Source organism: Escherichia sp. MOD1-EC6819, from assembly GCF_002965765.1.
Taxonomy (GTDB): domain Bacteria; phylum Pseudomonadota; class Gammaproteobacteria; order Enterobacterales; family Enterobacteriaceae; genus Escherichia; species Escherichia ruysiae.
This window is the reverse complement of the sequence record NZ_PTRG01000001.1, coordinates 196,025-212,488: the sequence shown is the minus strand read 5'-3', so window position 1 is coordinate 212,488 and position 16,464 is coordinate 196,025. Positions and strand designations below refer to the sequence as shown.

The window sequence follows — 16,464 nt, the reverse complement described above, 5'->3', positions numbered from 1 at the left end:
AGACGCGGAGCAGGAGGAAACCATGCCCGGGCGCTTTGAACTAAAACCAACCCTGGAGAAAGTCTGGCACGCGCCGGACAATTTTCGCTTCATGGACCCGCTGCCGCCGATGCATCGTCGGGGGATCATTATTGCCGCCATTATATTGGTGGTCGGATTTCTGCTTCCATCTGATGATACGCCCAACGCGCCGGTAGTGACGCGTGAAGCGCAGTTAGATATTCAGTCGCAATCACAACCGCCGACAGAAGAACAGCTGCGGGCGCAATTAGTCACACCACAAAATGATCCTGATCAGGTGGCTCCGGTCGCCCCTGAACCGATACAGGAAGGCCAACCGGAAGATCAGCCACAAACCTCGCAAACGCAACCATTCCAGCCAGATAGTGGAATAGATAATCAGTGGCGCTCTTATCGTGTCGAACCAGGTAAAACGATGGCGCAGCTATTCCGCGACCACGGACTACCCGCCACCGATGTCTATGCGATGGCGCAGGTAGAAGGCGCGGGTAAGCCACTGAGTAATTTGCAAAACGGGCAGATGGTGAAAATCCGCCAGAACGCCAGCGGCGTAGTGACGGGCTTAACCATTGATACGGGGAATAATCAACAGGTTCTGTTTACCCGCCAGCCGGATGGCAGTTTTATTCGTGCGCGGTAGATGAAGGGTCAACGAGAAGCCAGCTAAGGATTGTCTCTTTGATGACCTTACGTCTGGCTTCCAGTGCCTGGGGTGAAACCATACTGATGTGATAAACCAGGCCAAGCGTATGCTGGTTGATCAAATAATATCCCCCAAGCGCGGCAATATTAATATTCACCTGCAACGGGTCGATATCTGGCTTAAAAATATTGAGTCTCTTCCCTTCAGCCAACAAAGATTCCATTAACTGCAAGTGCGCATGGTTAATTTCTAAAAGACGCTGTGATTTTGCATAATGCACACCTTTGCTCTGGTTTTCACTATGCACAATTTTTAAAAACCAGGGGTTAGCAATGTAATAATCCCAGGTAAAATCGATGATTTTTTCAATTGCTTTTTGTGGAGGAAGACCTGAAACATCCAGGGATTTTTCTTTTTGTCGAATATCGTTCCAGGTATATTCCAGCACTTCGATAAATAAATTTTCTTTATTACCAAAGTGGTGATAAACCGTCTGTTTACTGCACCCTGCGGCCTTAACAATATTATCGACTCTGGCTCCTTCGTAACCATATTCGGCAAATTCATTAACCGCACATAACAGCAGCTTTTCCTTCAGGCTCTGTACGTTGCTGGTATCAAGATACATAACGCTTCCCCACGACCTCTTCAAGATGACTATCTTAACCCGATTAATTAGAAGCTCCAGTAAAAAGGCTAAAAACTTGTACTTTCATCGGGTTATCAAATGTCCTGTGATCACTATCGCATATCAACCAACCAGATGGTTGATCTTTCTTGCCGCACGTCGCAAGCTAATCGTCACTTAGGGAAACAATATTCAAAAAGAGAGCTATTGTATGAAATCCACTCGTCCTGTTGCCGTCATCACTGGAGCCGCACGTGGCATTGGTAAGGGGTGCGCGCTGGAGCTTGCCCGTGGCGGATTTAATCTGTTGATTAACGATCGCCCCGATGCCGACAGCGTAGAAAAATTACATGCCACGCAACAGGAATGTATGGCAGAAGGCGTGGAAGTGATTTGCTTCCCTGCCGATGTTGGCGATCTCTCCCTGCATGAAGAGATGCTCGACGCGGCGCAAAATCAGTGGGGGCGTCTGGACTGCCTGCTCAATAACGCGGGCATTTCAGTGAAAAAGCGCGGTGACCTTCTCGACCTCGAACCGGACAGCTTCGACCAAAACATTGCCATTAATACCCGCGCGCCGTTCTTCCTCGCACAGGCATTCAGTAAACGTCTGCTCGCACAGCCAAAACCAGAAACAGAATTCCCGCACCGCTCAATTATTTTTGTCAGTTCCATCAACGCCATCATGCTGGCGATGAATCGCGGCGAATACACAATTGCCAAAACCGCCGTTTCTGCCGCTGCTCGTCTGTTTGCTGCTCGCCTTTGCAACGAACAAATTGGCGTCTATGAAGTGCGCCCTGGTCTCATCAAAACCGATATGACTATTCCGGCAACGGCTTATTACGACGAATTGATTGCCAAAGGACTGGTGCCGTGGGGACGTTGGGGTTATCCGGCGGATATCGCCTCCACTGTCCGCGCGATGGCGGAAGGCAAACTGATTTACACCTGTGGTCAGGCAGTCGCCATCGACGGTGGCTTAAGTATGCCGCGCTTCTGAGGCTAAACCATGAGAGATCTGTTACAACGCCCGGATTTATTCAGTATCAATACCGCGACGCTGGGCTATAAAGTGCCGCTGCCCGCCATTATTGATGCCTGTGCCGCACGCGGTATCGGTGCGATCGCCCCCTGGCGCAGAGAGTTGCAGGGTGAAGATCTTCAGCAGATCGCCCGCCAGCTTGCCGTCAATAACATGCGCGTTTCCGGTTTATGCCGTAGCACCTACTACACCGCGCCGACGCTGGCGGAACGCAAACTGGCAATTGATGATAACCGCCGGGCGCTGGACGACGCAGCGGTGCTGAACGCCGCCTGTTATATGCAGGTGGTTGGCGGTCTGCCAACGGGCACTAAAGATCTATATGAAGCGCGAGAACAAGTGAAACAAGGGATTCGCCAGCTGCTGCCACATTCGAAAGATGTCGGCGTGCCAATTGCGCTGGAGCCGCTGCACCCGATGACTGCTGCCGATCGCTCTTGCCTGTGCACGTTACGCCAGGCGCTGGACTGGTGTGATGAACTCGATCCCGATGGCGAATTTGGCCTCGGCGTGGCTGTGGATGTTTACCATGTCTGGTGGGATCCGGATCTGGCCAGCCAGATCCTGCGCGCCGGAAAACGTATTCTCGCGTTTCATGTTTCCGACTGGTTAGTGCCGACTACCGATCTGGTCAATGACCGGGGAATGCCGGGAGATGGCGTGATAAATATTCCGTCAATTCGTCGACTGGTTGAAAACGCCGGATTTAATGGCGCTATTGAACTGGAAATATTCTCACCGTACTGGTGGCAGAAAGATATTAACAGCACGCTGGATATTAGCGTCGATCGCATCGCGCATTATTGCTAAGGAATAATCATGAGTGACCAACCCGTTCTGTTCAGCAGAGCGGCGGCTTCCTGCCGCCTGACGTTGAACCGTGAAGATAAATGTCATGCTATTAACGAAGAGATGATTGAATCTCTCGACCATTATTTAAATGAAATTGAAAACGACACCACATTACGATTAGTCGAATTAACGGCAACCGGCGATAAATTCTTTTGTGCGGGCGGTGATATTAAATCGTGGTCAGCCTATTCGCCATTAGATATGGGCAGGAAATGGATTAAACGCGGTAATGACGTTTTTAATCGTCTGCGCAATTTACCGCAATTAACAGTTGCGAATCTCAACGGTCATACCATCGGCGGCGGTATTGAACTTGCCTTGTGCTGCGATATTCGTATTGCTCGCCCCAACGCGAAATTTTCTAACCCGGAAGTCATGCTCGGCATGGTGCCTGGCTGGATGGGCATTGAACGCGTGCTTAATCAGGTCGGCCCAGTGGTCGGTCGCCAGATGCTGATGCTAGGTAAACGTCTGACGGCGCATGAAGCCCAGGCGGCGAATTTAATTGATGAAGTAGTAGAAAAAGAACAGGTGGAAAGCTGGATGGCGAACCAGTTAGCGCAGCTGGAAAAATGTGGTCCGGTGGCACTGGCGCATATTAAGCAGCTGATTCTGGCACTGGAAAATAAACACGCTGAATACCCACACCAGTTACTGGCTGGATTAATGTCCGCCACTCAGGATTGCCAGCAGGCGACGCAGGCATTTGCCGAAAAAAGTAGCGTGAGCTTCCATAATCAATAAGGAAATTGTATGCGTAAGATAACAACCGCCGAGGCACTGGCGGCGCAAATTCAGGATGGCGCAACCATTGCCATTAGCGGTAACGGCGGCGGCATGGTGGAAGCCGACCATATTCTGGCAGCCATTGAAGCGCGTTTCCTGCAAACCGGACACCCGCGCGATCTGACATTAATCCACTCGCTGGGCATTGGCGATCGCGACTGCAAAGGCACGAACCGCTTCGCTCATGCTGAAATGCTCAAACGCATTATTGCCGGACACTTTACCTGGTCACCCAAAATGCAGGAACTGGTGAAGAACAATGCCATTGAAGCCTACTGCTTCCCTGGCGGTGTGATTCAGGCATTGCTGCGGGAGATCGGTGCTGGACGTCCGGGGCTTTTTACCCACGTTGGGCTGGGATCGTTTGTTGATCCACGCAATGGCGGCGGAAAGTCGAATGAATGCACTACCGACGACCTGGTAGAACTGATTGAAATCGATGGTGAAACCAAACTCCGCTATCGCCCTTTCAAAGTGGACTATGCCATTTTGCGTGGCACTTATGCCGACCCACGTGGCAACGTCAGCCTCGAAGAAGAAGCGATTGATATGGATAGCTATTCGATGGCGCTGGCAGCACACAACAGCGGCGGCAAAGTGTTCGTACAGGTACGCGATGTGCTGGAAGCTGGTGCCATTGAACCACGCCGGGTCAAATTACCGGGGATTCTGGTTGATGGCATCGTTGAATACCGCGAACAACCGCAAACCTATCTTGGCGGTTACGACCTGACGATCAGCGGTCAACATCGCCGTCTGAGTTCTAACGACGCTATTGAACTGGTTAGTCATCCGGTACGTCGCTTAATTGCCCGTCGGGCAGCGCGCGAGCTGGTGGCAGGCGCTTCAACCAACTTTGGCTTTGGTATCCCCGGCGGTATTCCTGGGGTTGCGCTGCGTGAAGGCGTTCCTTACCAAAGTTTATGGCTAAGCGTCGAGCAAGGAGTGCATAACGGTATGATGCTGGATGACGCGTTTTTCGGCTGCGCCCGTAACGCCGACGCCATTATCCCTTCGCTGGATCAATTCGAGTTCTACAGCGGCGGCGGCATCGACATTACTTTCCTCGGCATGGGCGAGATGGATCAACATGGTAACGTCAACGTCTCACACCTGAACGGCAATTTAATCGGCCCCGGCGGATTTCTCGAAATTGCGCAAAACGCCCGTAAGGTGGTGTTCTGCGGCACGTTCGACGCCAAAGGCAGCAAGATTGATGTAACGCCAGATGGCTTGCATATCGCCCAGTCAGGTCAAATCCCTAAACTGGTTACTCAGGTGGAAAAAATCACTTTTAGCGCCGCCTACGCACAGCACAGCGGTCAGGAAGTGTTGTATATCACTGAACGCGCGGTGTTTCAGTTAACGGCAGAAGGCGTTGAATTAATTGAAATCGCGCCGGGCGTGGAGATTGACCGCGACATTCTGCCGTTCATGGCTTTCCGTCCTATTATCAACCAGCCGCGTCTGATGGAAAGTAGCCTGTTTACGCCAATGGAGGACGCATGAGCCAGACTGATGACGCCATCCTCGATGCGCTGACGCACGTCACTTTCCCGAAGGGTTTTGTGTCAGCAGAGCCAACGTCAATTGTCACGGTGGACGGTGTTGATTACCCACTCTGGCAAGTTGATGCTCTGGTCGTTGGTAGCGGCGCGGCAGGATTACGTGCGGCGGTTGAACTGAAACGTCGCCAGCAAAATGTGCTAATCGCCACCGCCGGGTTATACATGGGAACATCGGCCTGCTCCGGTTCCGATAAACAGACGCTGTTTACCGCCGCAACGGCGGGCAACGGCGATAACTTCGCAAAACTTGCTGAAGCACTGGCGAGCGGCGGTGCGATGGATCACGACACGGCGTATGTCGAAGCGGTCGGTTCCCTACATACCCTTGGCGGGCTGCAATATCTCGGTCTGGAATTACCGGAAGATCGCTATGGTGCAATTCTCCGTTATCAGACCGACCATGACGAAGCCGGACGCGCAACCTCCTGTGGACCGCGCACTTCTCGTCTGATGGTGAAAGTATTGCTCGAAGAAGTGCAGCGCCTCGCCATCCCACTGTTGACCAGTGCAACGGTGATTAAACTGCTGCATCAACGCGGTGAAAACGGCGAAGATCGTGTGGCCGGGGCTATCCTCGCAACCGGTTCCCGCGCCCATAACCCGTGGGGGCTGGCAATTGTCACTGCGCCCAATGTGGTACTGGCAACAGGTGGGCCGGGCGAGCTTTATCGCGACAGTGTGTACCCACACAAATGTTTCGGCTCGCTGGGGCTGGCGCTGGAGGAAGGTCTGACGCTAACCAATCTGACCGAAAGCCAGTTTGGTATAGGCACGCCGCGCAGCACGTTCCCGTGGAATTTGTCTGGCACCTATGTGCAGGTGATCCCGTATATCTATTCCGTGGATGCCGAGGGCAACGAGTATAACTTCCTCGCAGATTACTATCGCACCACCCAGGAACTGGCTTCAAACATCTTCCGTAAAGGCTATCAGTGGCCGTTCCACGCTACGCGAGTGATGGATTTCGGCTCAAGCCTGTTAGATATGGCGGTGGCACAAGAGCAGCAATCAGGCCACCTGGTTTTTATGGATTTCAAGCGAAATCCTGAAGCGGTGCCTGGTGATTTGCCATTCTCATTAGATCGACTGGACGACGACGTTCGCGCATATCTGGAAAATAACGACGCTCTGGCGCCATCGCCTATCGAACGCCTGCAAAGAATGAATCCGCTGTCCATCTCACTGTATAAGATGCACGGTTACGATCTCACCACACAGCCGTTGCAGTTTGCCATGAACAATCAGCATATGAATGGCGGCATTGAGGTTGATATCTGGGGGCAAACGTCTCTGCCTGGTTGTTTTGCAGTGGGAGAAGTCGCCGGAACTCACGGTGTTACCCGACCTGGCGGCGCGGCGCTGAATGCCGGACAAGTTTTTGCCGTGCGTCTGGCGCGTTTTATTGGCTGCACACAAAAGCGATCTGTTGAAGATGATGTCGCACAACTGGCATCTCCGGCACTAAATTCAATCAGAGAGATCATCACTCAGGCGCACGATAATGGAAACGGGATGCTGTTGTCTGCGGTGAGGGAAAAAATCCAGGCACGAATGTCTGACTACGCTGGGTTTATTTGCCATGGCGATAAAGTCCGGCGCGCCACTCGCGATGCCCTGCTATTGAATGAATTTGTACAACGGCATGGTTTGGCTATCAAACACGTGGGCGAAGTTGCCGAATTGTTTATGTGGCGGCATATGGCGCTGACGTCTGCCGCCGTATTGACACAGTTGACGCATTATATTGATGCAGGCGGCGGCAGTCGTGGGGCGAGGATGATTATTGATCCACAAGGCGAATGTCTACCACAAACTCGTTGCGGCGCAAAAGAAGAATGGCGCTTTCGCTCTGAACTCGCTGAAGACAAAAATCACAAATTAACGATTCAATATTCGCAAGGTTCTTTTATTACCGAAGTGAAGTCGTTACGTGTGCTACCGCGTATTAATGGTATTTACTTTGAAAAAAACTGGCCAGATTTCCTAAAGGGAGAGATTTACACATAATAATTTTTAATATGTTCTCTGTACCTGATTTTTATTAACTATTACACGGAATTACCAACAACCAGGGTTTATTAATATAATTAAAAGGTTTAAACATGAATAAAATAAAGAATTATCGGTGGCATATGATTGCCCTCGTATGCTTTATCACTGTAATCAATTATCTGGACAGAACGGCGTTAGGTATTGCAGCTCCAACTATTATGGAGACAACTGGAATAACCAAAGAGCAATATTCATGGATTGTCAGTGCATTCCAGTTGGCCTATACATTAGGGCAACCGGTAATGGGCTTATTTATTGATACCGTGGGTTTGAAGTTAAGTTTTGCGATATGTGCCGCAGTCTGGGGGCTGGCAACAATGGGTCATGCGTTGACCGGAACATGGTCAGGTCTGGCATTTATGCGCGCCCTGATGGGTTTCAGCGAAGCGTCGGCCATTCCGGCGGGTGTAAAAACCGCATCAACATGGTTCCCGGCAAAAGAGCGTGGCGTGGCGACAGGTGTTTTCAATATGGGCACCTCACTCGGCGCGATGCTTGCACCACCGTTGATTGCCTGGTGCATTATGTTTCATAGCTGGCAATTTGCGTTTATTGTCTCAGGTAGCCTTGCTTTGCTCGCGGCTTTATTTTGGTTCTTTTGTTATAAAGATCCGAAAGATGCCAAACGCCTTTCTGATGAAGAGCGCCACTATATTGAATCAGGGCAAGAACAGCATCTTAAAACAGATAAGAAAGAAAAAACGTCAATCAAGCATATCCTCAGCCAACGTAATTTCTGGGGGATTGGCATCGCGCGGTTTCTCGCAGACCCGGCATGGGGAACCATTAACTTCTGGGTGCCGATTTTCTTCGTCGAAACGCTGCATTTTAGCCTGAAAGAAATTGCCATGTTCGTCTGGCTGCCTTTCCTGCTGGGCGACCTCGGCTGTTTAGCCAGTGGTTTTGTCGCGAAGTTCTTCCACGATCGCGGCGTGAGTTTAATTAACTCACGAAGAATTACCTTCACTATTGCAGCCGTCATTATGATGACGATTGGTCTGGTGAGTATTGTCGAAAATCCCTACATTGCCGTATTACTGATTAGTATTGGCGCGTTCTCGCATCAATGTCTTTCTACTGTGGCAGCAACTCTGGGTGGCGATCTGTTCAAAAAAGACGAAGTCGCTACCGCAGTGGGTATGGCAGGAGCCTGTGCGTGGAGCGGTCAGTTGATTTTCAACCTGTTCATCGGGGCATTCGTTCACATTATCGGCTTCGCGCCGTTCTTTATTGCCCTGGCTTTCTTTGACATTATTGGCGCTATTGCGTTATGGACGCTTATCAAAGTTAAAGATGAAGAACCGCAAGTACAGTTAGCGACAAGCTAATTAATAGATATCAGAGCGTTATATTGTCAGTTGTAACGCTTTCGCTATAAAGCAAAACGCCGACCAATGGTCGGCGTTTTTACGTCTCGTTGAATAACGAATTATTCAGCTACTACGTTTACGATCACTTTCGCGAATACTTCGCTGTGAACCTGGAAGCTCACTTCGTGTTCGCCAGTGGTACGCAGAACGCCGTTCGGCAGACGAACTTCGCTCTTAGCCACTTCAACGCCAGCTGCAGTTACAGCGTCAGCGATGTCGCGAGTACCGATGGAACCGAACAGCTTACCTTCGTCGCCAGCTTTAGACGCGATGGTAACAGTTTCCAGTGCATTGATTTTCTCAGCGCGAGCATTAGCAGCTGCCAGAACTTCAGCCAGTTTAGCTTCCAGTTCAGCGCGACGTGCTTCGAAGAATTCAATGTTTTTCTTGGTAGCTGGAACAGCTTTACCCTGCGGTACCAGGAAGTTACGAGCATAGCCCGCTTTAACGTTTACCTGATCACCCAGGCTACCCAGGTTTGCTACTTTATCAAGCAGAATAACTTGCATTACCTTATCCTCTCAAAGTCGTATTAATGGACCGTGACCGATTACTGATGGCGATCAGTGTACGGCAGCAGGGACAGGTAGCGAGCGCGTTTGATAGCGCGAGCCAGCTGACGCTGGTATTTTGCACGGGTCCCGGTGATACGGCTTGGGACAATCTTACCGCTTTCGGTGATGTAGTTTTTCAGCGTAGCGATATCTTTATAGTCGATCTCTTGAACGCCTTCCGCGGTGAAACGGCAGAACTTGCGACGACGGAAATAACGTGCCATATGGCTAGTCTCCAGAATCTATCAATTCAATCTGCTCGGCATGCAAAACCATTTTGCTCAGTCCGTTCTTTGCCTTGTGGCATGAAATGAACCCCTGAACGGTTATGCGACTGCCGACCGTTATACTGTGAGTAATGGCCTGGTTTTCGTGTCCGCTAACAATAACGGGCATTTGGCACCACGCCTGCCGGTGAAAACCGGCTTCCTCCTGCACAGAACGATGCTCAAGCACGAACTGGCAGTGAGGAATTCCTGATGGACTGACCTTTCGAAGGGGAGTCCTGCACACGGTGCCGGACAACACCAGACGGTTGGTCATCAGAAATTACTCTTCAGAATCCCCAGCTTCAGCATCATCAGCGGTTTCGTTTGCGAAATCATCGCGACGCTCACGGCGCTCGTCTTTCGCTTTAACCATCGGAGATGCTTCGGTAACAGCGTGCTTGGTACGCATAACCATGCTGCGGATAACGGCATCGTTGAAGCGGAAGGTAGTTTCCAGCTCATCGATCACTTCCTGCGGAGCTTCAACGTTCATCAGAACGTAGTGTGCTTTGTGCAGTTTGTTGATCGGGTAAGCCAGCTGACGGCGGCCCCAGTCTTCCAGACGGTGGATCTTGCCTTCTGCACCAGTGATGGCAGCAGTGTAGCGCTCGATCATGCCCGGAACCTGTTCGCTCTGGTCAGGATGGACCATAAAAACGATTTCGTAATGACGCATCGAATTGCTCCTTACGGATTATTCAGCCTCCTGTCTGGGTCAGCCGAATCCCGGGGAGGCAAGGAACGTGTTAAAGGTCGGCTGAAAAATGACGCGTTATAGTACTGGTATGCTCCGTTAAACTCAAGGCCAGCCGACAAATAAATCTCATCTTTCACCAAATCGTACTAACCCGCTGATTTGAAGTTCATCACATTCCATTACGGTATTTTTTTGAACAACTGCATCAGAAATGGTCACCATCAACTTCTTTATCATTGATTAAAATTAAATCAGAAGATCATCACAGAGGAGCGCGTACAAAGACAGCCGTCGAGGAGGTATCTATGTTCAGTCGTGTTTTAGCCCTTCTGGCTGTGCTTTTGCTAAGTGCAAATACATGGGCAGCTATTGAAATTAATAACCACCAGGCCAGAAATATGGACGATGTGCAAAGCTTAGGCGTGATTTATATCAATCATAATTTCGCCACTGAGAGTGAAGCACGTCAGGCATTAAATGAAGAGACCGATGCGCAGGGCGCAACGTACTACCACGTGATTCTGATGCGGGAACCGGGGAGTAACGGCAACATGCACGCCAGCGCGGATATTTATCGCTAGCACCAGGTATAACCAACGAAACATTGCCATAGTTTGCTTTGCCCCCTTCGCAGGGGGCTTTTTTACGCGGACATTCAACGAATAACGACTTCCGGGTCCGGCTCATGGGTAATGCGATTACGTAAGTCGCGGCGCATTATTTCTATTACCCAGAACCAGAAAATATGCCCAAGAATTTCAGAGACATATTCGTCAAAAGGCAGTTGACTGAGCGGCGGCGTTAAATTCAGCGCCGGGCAAAAAATACCGTGAACTGCTACTGTCACAATAAGCCCTGCTAATACCCCCTGCCATAATTTCACTTTCGGGAAAATTTCCGCGACCACACAATAGCCTATCGCAAAAACCAGTGAGAAGATGATATGCGTTACCATTACCGGGTTAATGATATGTTCCGAGAATGTATACACCGTTTGTGTTGGATCGATGCCTAAATAATCCCGTAAAAAGATATACGGCGGATTAAATTCATCACGACCACCGGAAAATGTGCGTGGCGGCAACGGAACTTCTGCTCCCCATTTAACAAATGCCGAAATAATTCCTGAAAGAACCCCCACCAGTAACGCCACGCCATACCGGCGACGTTGCGGATCAGTTCTGACAAACAATCCACTGATAGTCATAAAAACACCTGTTGTTTATACGATTTTTTAACTGAAGAGGCCCCGGAATCAGACCAATTACATCCCTCAGGAGGTAATAATTCCGGGGCGCACTGATTACTTCTGCCCGTAATAGGCGTTGGGTCCGTGCTTACGCATGAAGTGTTTGTTCATGAGATAACTGTCGATGTGATTCAGTTGTGGGTTAATGCCGCGCGCAATCCACGCCATTTTTGCCACTTCTTCCATCACCACCGCGTTATGCACCGCATCGTGAGCATCTTTCCCCCAGGCAAATGGCCCGTGCTGATACACCACAATTCCCGGCGTATGCAGCGGCTCGGCATCGCCCAGCGTTTCGATAATCACTTTGCCGGTGTTCAGTTCATACTCGCCCTGCACTTCTTCTTCGCTTAATCCACGCGTACACGGGATGTCGCCAAAGAAGTAATCGGCGTGCGTGGTGCCTAACGCAGGGATAGCCAGCCCCGCCTGCGCCCATGCGGTGGCATGTGTAGAGTGGGTATGGACAATACCGCCAAGCGACGGGTAACGACGGTAGAGTTCGAGATGCGTTGCGGTATCTGAAGAGGGACGATACCGCCCGTCTACCACTTCACCGCTCATATCAACCACCACCATATCGTCTGCTTTCATGGTTTCGTAGGCGACGCCGCTGGGCTTGATCACCACCAGCCCGCGTTCGCGGTCAATGGCGCTGACGTTGCCCCAGGTAAAGGTCACCAGCCCGTAACGCGGCAGATCCATGTTGGCTTCAAACACCTGCTGTTTCAGCTTTTGCATTATGCCACCTCCACCATGCCTGCTTTGGCCATGTGCGCTTTCACCCAATCACGCGCTTTTGCCACTTCCGCCGCCGGGTCCTCCGCCGTTTCGCTCCACATCTCAATCAGGTACGGCCCGCAATAGCCACTCTGTTTGAGCGTTTCGAAGCAACGTTCGAAATCCACAACGCCTTCGCCAAACGGTACGTTTTTGAAGACGCCCGGTTTGGTGTCTTTCACATGCACCGCGACGATATGCCCTATTCCAGCCTGCAATTCCATCTGCACGTCGTTGTCCCACGCCGACAGGTTGCCGATATCCGGGTAGAGCTGGAACCACGGGTTGTTGAGATAGTGCGCGTAGCCCAGCGCCTTGCTGATGGAGTTCATCAGTGGGTAATCCATGATCTCCATTGCCAGCGTCACCTGTGCACGGCTCGCCATCTCAACGCTCTCTTTCAGCCCATCACGGAAACGACGACGCGTTTCGTTATTGGCTTCCTGGTAGTAAACGTCATAGCCCGCCAGTTGGATCACGCGAATGCCGACGTCCTGCGCGAACTGGATAGCTTTGCGCATAATTTCCAGCCCCTGCGCCCGCACCGCGTCATCTTCACTGCCCAACGGGAAACGACGGTGGGCAGAAAGGCACATAGACGGCACGCGCACGCCGGTTTCAACAATCGCATTCACCAGCGCCAGACGCTGCTCGCGGCTCCAGTCGAGGCGCGACAGGCGATCGTCCGTTTCATCCACCGACATCTCGACAAAATCGAAGCCTAACGTTTTTGCCAGTTGCAGCCGTTCCAGCCAGCACTCCCCGGCGGGGAGTGCTTTTTCATAGATGCCAAGCGGGATTTGTTTGGACAACATATCCGCTCCTTAGCCCCACAGTTCGGCGATGGAACGTTTGAACTGACGCGCGGCTTCAACCGGAGACGCAGCGTCACGGATGCTGCGACCTGCGATAAACACATGAATCGGAATACCTTTGAACAGCGGCAGATCTTCCAGCGCCAGGCCACCGGTGACGGTCACTTTGAAGCCCATATCGGAAAGACGTTTGATCGCGGTAATGTCCGCTTCGCCCCACGCCACGCCTGCGGCCTGCGCGTCACGGCTGCGGTGATATACTACTTGCTGAATGCCTGCATCGCGCCACTGCTGCGCCTGTTCCCAGGTCCAGTAACCGGTCAGTTCGATCTGTACGTCACCGTTAAACTCTTTTGCCACGTCCAGCGCGCCTTTGGCGGTATTGATATCCGCACAGCAAATCACGGTCACCCAGTCAGCGTTGGCTTCAAAACACATACGAGAAAGAATTTTGCCCGCATCGGCAATTTTGGCGTCTGCCAGCACAATTTTATGCGGGTAGAGTGCTTTCAGATCGCGAACCGCACGCACGCCTTCGCCTACGCAAAGAATGGTGCCCACTTCGATAATGTCGACTTCTTCAGCAATCAGGCGAGTGGTTTCGTAGGCGCTATCCATAGTCTGGTTGTCCAGCGCGACTTGCAACATGGGTAATGACATCTTCAATTCCTTCTTAAGCAGCCGCGTTGGTGCGGTCAATTAAATCCAGTACTTCCTGCTCGGTACGGCAGGCACGTAAACGGTCGAAATTCTCTTCATCTTCAAACAGGTTGACGATTTGCATGATGCCCACTTCCTGGTGAGTGTTGGCATCGACCGCCGCCATCGTGATGAGGATATCTACCGGGTCGTTATCTTCGTGGTTGAACTCGAGCGGCTTTTTCAGCGTCACCAGTGCAAAGCCGGTTTTTTTGACGCCCTCTTCCGGGCGTCCGTGCGGCATTGCCAGGCCTGGCGCGAGCACAAAGTACGGGCCGTGCTGTTCAACCGCATCCAGAATCGCCTGGTAGTAACGCGGCTCGACAATGTCCGCCGCCACCAGCAGATCAACACCAATTTTTACCGCTTCCTGCCAGGTTTCAGCCTCAGCCTGTAGACGGATGGATTTATTTTCCGCCAGCGAATCACGTAATTTCATAGCGCGCCCTTACTTCACGTCCTGCGGGAAATGCTCTTTGATCACTTCCAGCAGTTTCGGGCCAAAGTCGGCAGGAGAGAGCATGTTGCGCACGCCAACCACATATTTGTTGCCAGTAACGGTGATTTCACCCGCGATATGTGTGGATGCGATGATGATATCCGCACCGCTCAACTCGCTTTTGTATTCGCCAACCGCGCAGCTATTTACCGTGTGGTCGATGTTCGACTGGGTTAAAAACTGATCCACTTTCATCTTCATGATCATGGAACTGCCTTGTCCGTTGCCACACACAGCCAGAATACGTACGGTCATAATCAAAACTCCTTATTAAGCAGACTGTTCTGCCAGTTGTTTTTCTGCATCTTCTTCTGCGCGCAGCGCGCGGCCAGCGAAGAACATATAAGCCAGTGCAATGACGATGATGACGGCCATAAAGGCGATACCGATGGAGAAGAAGCCCTGCATCATTGGCGGCGCCAGAATCGACCAGTCCGCCATCCCCATCCAGGCGCTCATACCGGTGAGTTTCACCGCCCAGACACAGCCGAAGATTTCAATCATCCCCATCACCAGACAAATCTTCAGCGCCGCGCGCCAGCCACCGAAGTGGTTAGCGAACACGCCGATGGTGGCGTTGGAGAAGAACATTGGGATAAAGCCAGGAATAATCAGGATCGAAGAGCCACAGGCGACCAGGATGCCAACCGCAATCAACTGACCGATGGTGCCCCACATAAAGCCCCAGACCACGGCGTTCGGCGCGAAGCTATAGATAGCCGCACAGTCAATCGCCAGAACCGCACCAGGGATCAGTCGCTGGGAGATACCGTTAAATGCTTCAGAGAGTTCCGCCACAAACATGCGCACGCCCTGAGTGATGATGAAAATCGCTACCGCAAAGGAGAAACCGGTTTGCAGGATGTAGACCGTCCAGTGCACTTTGCCTGCCATCGCCTGTACGGTGTCGATACCGAAGGAGAGCAGAATGGCGCCAAAGAAGATGGTCATCACAATCGCCGTGGAGACGATGTTATCGTGGAAAATGTTCAACCAGCCCGGCAATTTGAGGTCTTCAACGCTCTCCTCTTTTTTGCCCAGGAACGGCGCGACTTTATAAGCAATCCATGATGCAAACTGCTGCTGGTGACCAATGGAGAAACCGCAGCCGTCCGTCACTTCCTGAGTCGGCTTGTACATCATGTTGGAGGTGATGCCCCAATAGAGCGAAACCAGAATCGCAGTGCAGATAATGGTCGTCCACATGGAGTAGCCGAAAATAAACAACGTAACGGCAATCAGCCCGGCCTGCTGGAACATAATGTGACCAGTCAGCATGATGGTGCGAATGCCGGTAATACGACGCAGCAGCACATAACAGATGTTCAACGCCAGAGCCAACAGCACCGCGTACCCCACCCAGCTATAGGCATCGCCCATACGCTCGATAGTGGCCATCATTGAGGCATAGGTATCTGAAATCGCACCGTTAATACCATAAACTTCCGACATTTTCGCCACCACCGGTTTGAAGGTGCTGGTCAGGATGCCGGACCCTGCCTGCAACAACATGAAACCAATAATGGTTTTAATCGTACCTTTGATAATCACGCTGACACTTTTGCGCAGCAGGATATAGCCCAGACAGGTCACAATACCCAGCAGTAACGGGGCATTGGTCATGACCTGGTTAAAAAACACGGTAAAGATGTTGTAGAGGATCTCCATAACGATCTCCTGAAGAAGAGGTAACCGGGTATTCCACACACCCGGAATGTTGTGCACTCACTCTAATTTTCAAAAGTAATCACAACAAGATTATTTATGATTAAATGTGACGCGGCACGCAAATAATTCCACAACGAAAGTATGTGATTCACATAAAGAAACAATTAATCATTTAAATTCATTCAGTTAATTTGATTACACATTCCATTAAATCTTTCCACAGCCAAAATTCACAACAACTCACCAGGCCGAAAGTCAAAAAATGGTCA

20 protein-coding genes are annotated in these 16,464 nt (G+C 51.1%); 8 read left to right on the top strand and 12 right to left on the bottom strand.

Translation table 11 applies throughout. The annotated features are described in order from the left end of the window. The first annotated feature begins 22 nt into the window (after nt 1-22). Entirely contained in the window at nt 23-661 is a 639-nt protein-coding gene (gene ytfB / locus A7Z06_RS01045; protein ID WP_001119455.1) for a cell division protein YtfB, read from the top strand. Here the strand turns inward: ytfB and A7Z06_RS01040 are convergent. Further along, entirely contained in the window at nt 645-1,292 is a 648-nt protein-coding gene (locus A7Z06_RS01040; RefSeq protein WP_010348212.1) for a TetR/AcrR family transcriptional regulator, read from the bottom strand. The genes ytfB and A7Z06_RS01040 overlap by 17 nt on opposite strands. 211 nt (nt 1,293-1,503) lie before the next feature. Here A7Z06_RS01040 and A7Z06_RS01035 point away from each other — a divergent pair, with 211 nt between their 5' ends. The 6 genes from A7Z06_RS01035 (at nt 1,504) to A7Z06_RS01010 (ending at nt 8,923) form a co-directional block, all read left to right on the top strand. Further along, a complete protein-coding gene (locus A7Z06_RS01035) occupies nt 1,504-2,295 on the top strand; it encodes a 3-ketoacyl-ACP reductase (RefSeq protein WP_000843399.1) in 792 nt (263 codons plus the stop codon). 9 nt (nt 2,296-2,304) lie between these two features. Continuing rightward, the gene (locus tag A7Z06_RS01030; RefSeq protein WP_001205263.1) at nt 2,305-3,147 is read left to right on the top strand and encodes a sugar phosphate isomerase/epimerase family protein; all 843 of its coding nucleotides are present in this window, start codon (nt 2,305-2,307) and stop codon (nt 3,145-3,147) included. A 9-nt stretch (nt 3,148-3,156) separates the two neighbouring features. Continuing rightward, entirely contained in the window at nt 3,157-3,933 is a 777-nt protein-coding gene (locus A7Z06_RS01025) for an enoyl-CoA hydratase/isomerase family protein (RefSeq protein ID WP_001283553.1), read from the top strand. A 9-nt stretch (nt 3,934-3,942) separates the two neighbouring features. Next, nucleotides 3,943-5,484, top strand: coding sequence for an acyl CoA:acetate/3-ketoacid CoA transferase (locus A7Z06_RS01020; protein WP_001226969.1), 1,542 nt, complete (start codon nt 3,943-3,945; stop codon nt 5,482-5,484). Further along, nucleotides 5,481-7,550 (top strand): FAD-dependent oxidoreductase, encoded by a 2,070-nt coding sequence (locus A7Z06_RS01015; protein ID WP_105279308.1) that lies wholly within the window; start codon nt 5,481-5,483, stop codon nt 7,548-7,550. Before A7Z06_RS01020 ends, A7Z06_RS01015 begins: the two co-directional genes overlap by 4 nt. 95 nt (nt 7,551-7,645) lie before the next feature. After that, on the top strand, nt 7,646-8,923 hold the full coding sequence (locus A7Z06_RS01010; RefSeq protein WP_001033620.1) for an MFS transporter: 1,278 nt from the start codon (nt 7,646-7,648) through the stop codon (nt 8,921-8,923). Nucleotides 8,924-9,024: 101 nt separating this feature from the next. Here A7Z06_RS01010 and rplI read toward each other — a convergent pair whose 3' ends face one another. From rplI to rpsF, 4 genes are read right to left on the bottom strand one after another with little or no spacing between them, the layout of a single operon-like run. Beyond that, on the bottom strand, nt 9,025-9,474 hold the full coding sequence (rplI, locus tag A7Z06_RS01005) for a 50S ribosomal protein L9 (RefSeq protein WP_001196062.1): 450 nt from the start codon (nt 9,472-9,474) through the stop codon (nt 9,025-9,027). 41 nt (nt 9,475-9,515) lie between these two features. Beyond that, nucleotides 9,516-9,743 (bottom strand): 30S ribosomal protein S18, encoded by a 228-nt coding sequence (gene rpsR, locus A7Z06_RS01000; RefSeq protein WP_000135199.1) that lies wholly within the window; start codon nt 9,741-9,743, stop codon nt 9,516-9,518. 4 nt (nt 9,744-9,747) lie between these two features. Beyond that, entirely contained in the window at nt 9,748-10,062 is a 315-nt protein-coding gene (gene priB, locus A7Z06_RS00995) for a primosomal replication protein N (RefSeq protein WP_001296681.1), read from the bottom strand. A gap of 6 nt (nt 10,063-10,068) precedes the next feature. Continuing rightward, complete coding sequence (rpsF, locus tag A7Z06_RS00990) at nt 10,069-10,464, bottom strand: 30S ribosomal protein S6 (protein ID WP_001216676.1); 396 nt, start codon at nt 10,462-10,464, stop codon at nt 10,069-10,071. 326 nt (nt 10,465-10,790) lie between these two features. Between rpsF and yjfY the strand changes: the two genes are divergently transcribed. Next, nucleotides 10,791-11,066, top strand: coding sequence for a DUF1471 family protein YjfY (yjfY, locus tag A7Z06_RS00985; RefSeq protein WP_000492914.1), 276 nt, complete (start codon nt 10,791-10,793; stop codon nt 11,064-11,066). A gap of 74 nt (nt 11,067-11,140) precedes the next feature. Here yjfY and A7Z06_RS00980 read toward each other — a convergent pair whose 3' ends face one another. The 7 genes from A7Z06_RS00980 to ulaA form a co-directional block, all read right to left on the bottom strand. Further along, on the bottom strand, nt 11,141-11,692 hold the full coding sequence (locus tag A7Z06_RS00980) for a YagU family protein (RefSeq protein ID WP_000155761.1): 552 nt from the start codon (nt 11,690-11,692) through the stop codon (nt 11,141-11,143). 96 nt (nt 11,693-11,788) lie between these two features. Next, nucleotides 11,789-12,475 carry an L-ribulose-5-phosphate 4-epimerase UlaF gene (gene ulaF, locus A7Z06_RS00975; RefSeq protein WP_001170794.1) on the bottom strand — a complete coding sequence of 229 codons (687 nt, stop codon included), beginning with the start codon at nt 12,473-12,475 and terminating at the stop codon, nt 11,789-11,791. Beyond that, nucleotides 12,475-13,329, bottom strand: a complete 855-nt coding sequence (ulaE, locus tag A7Z06_RS00970; RefSeq protein WP_000949497.1) for an L-ribulose-5-phosphate 3-epimerase UlaE — start codon at nt 13,327-13,329, stop codon at nt 12,475-12,477. The genes ulaF and ulaE overlap by 1 nt, the downstream gene beginning before the upstream one ends. Before the next feature lie 9 nt (nt 13,330-13,338). Beyond that, nucleotides 13,339-13,989 carry a 3-keto-L-gulonate-6-phosphate decarboxylase UlaD gene (ulaD, locus tag A7Z06_RS00965; protein WP_000056760.1) on the bottom strand — a complete coding sequence of 217 codons (651 nt, stop codon included), beginning with the start codon at nt 13,987-13,989 and terminating at the stop codon, nt 13,339-13,341. A gap of 13 nt (nt 13,990-14,002) precedes the next feature. Next, complete coding sequence (gene ulaC / locus A7Z06_RS00960) at nt 14,003-14,467, bottom strand: PTS ascorbate transporter subunit IIA (RefSeq protein WP_000776514.1); 465 nt, start codon at nt 14,465-14,467, stop codon at nt 14,003-14,005. 9 nt (nt 14,468-14,476) lie between these two features. Then, nucleotides 14,477-14,782 carry a PTS ascorbate transporter subunit IIB gene (gene ulaB, locus A7Z06_RS00955; RefSeq protein ID WP_000218362.1) on the bottom strand — a complete coding sequence of 102 codons (306 nt, stop codon included), beginning with the start codon at nt 14,780-14,782 and terminating at the stop codon, nt 14,477-14,479. A gap of 15 nt (nt 14,783-14,797) precedes the next feature. Then, nucleotides 14,798-16,195 carry a PTS ascorbate transporter subunit IIC gene (gene ulaA / locus A7Z06_RS00950; RefSeq protein WP_001355100.1) on the bottom strand — a complete coding sequence of 466 codons (1,398 nt, stop codon included), beginning with the start codon at nt 16,193-16,195 and terminating at the stop codon, nt 14,798-14,800. Nucleotides 16,196-16,464 lie beyond the last annotated feature (269 nt).

Coding starts and splice junctions, on each gene's coding strand:
- rpsR (WP_000135199.1), bottom strand. CDS start 9,743: ATGGCACGTTATTTCCGTCGTCGCAAGTTCTGCCGTTTCACCGCGGAA.
- priB (WP_001296681.1), bottom strand. CDS start 10,062: ATGACCAACCGTCTGGTGTTGTCCGGCACCGTGTGCAGGACTCCCCTT.
- ulaD (WP_000056760.1), bottom strand. CDS start 13,989: ATGTCATTACCCATGTTGCAAGTCGCGCTGGACAACCAGACTATGGAT.
- ulaB (WP_000218362.1), bottom strand. CDS start 14,782: ATGACCGTACGTATTCTGGCTGTGTGTGGCAACGGACAAGGCAGTTCC.
- A7Z06_RS01040 (WP_010348212.1), bottom strand. CDS start 1,292: ATGTATCTTGATACCAGCAACGTACAGAGCCTGAAGGAAAAGCTGCTG.
- rplI (WP_001196062.1), bottom strand. CDS start 9,474: ATGCAAGTTATTCTGCTTGATAAAGTAGCAAACCTGGGTAGCCTGGGT.
- yjfY (WP_000492914.1), top strand. CDS start 10,791: ATGTTCAGTCGTGTTTTAGCCCTTCTGGCTGTGCTTTTGCTAAGTGCA.
- rpsF (WP_001216676.1), bottom strand. CDS start 10,464: ATGCGTCATTACGAAATCGTTTTTATGGTCCATCCTGACCAGAGCGAA.
- ulaA (WP_001355100.1), bottom strand. CDS start 16,195: ATGGAGATCCTCTACAACATCTTTACCGTGTTTTTTAACCAGGTCATG.
- ytfB (WP_001119455.1), top strand. CDS start 23: ATGCCCGGGCGCTTTGAACTAAAACCAACCCTGGAGAAAGTCTGGCAC.
- ulaE (WP_000949497.1), bottom strand. CDS start 13,329: ATGTTGTCCAAACAAATCCCGCTTGGCATCTATGAAAAAGCACTCCCC.
- A7Z06_RS00980 (WP_000155761.1), bottom strand. CDS start 11,692: ATGACTATCAGTGGATTGTTTGTCAGAACTGATCCGCAACGTCGCCGG.
- A7Z06_RS01025 (WP_001283553.1), top strand. CDS start 3,157: ATGAGTGACCAACCCGTTCTGTTCAGCAGAGCGGCGGCTTCCTGCCGC.
- A7Z06_RS01015 (WP_105279308.1), top strand. CDS start 5,481: ATGAGCCAGACTGATGACGCCATCCTCGATGCGCTGACGCACGTCACT.
- A7Z06_RS01035 (WP_000843399.1), top strand. CDS start 1,504: ATGAAATCCACTCGTCCTGTTGCCGTCATCACTGGAGCCGCACGTGGC.
- A7Z06_RS01030 (WP_001205263.1), top strand. CDS start 2,305: ATGAGAGATCTGTTACAACGCCCGGATTTATTCAGTATCAATACCGCG.
- A7Z06_RS01010 (WP_001033620.1), top strand. CDS start 7,646: ATGAATAAAATAAAGAATTATCGGTGGCATATGATTGCCCTCGTATGC.
- A7Z06_RS01020 (WP_001226969.1), top strand. CDS start 3,943: ATGCGTAAGATAACAACCGCCGAGGCACTGGCGGCGCAAATTCAGGAT.
- ulaF (WP_001170794.1), bottom strand. CDS start 12,475: ATGCAAAAGCTGAAACAGCAGGTGTTTGAAGCCAACATGGATCTGCCG.
- ulaC (WP_000776514.1), bottom strand. CDS start 14,467: ATGAAATTACGTGATTCGCTGGCGGAAAATAAATCCATCCGTCTACAG.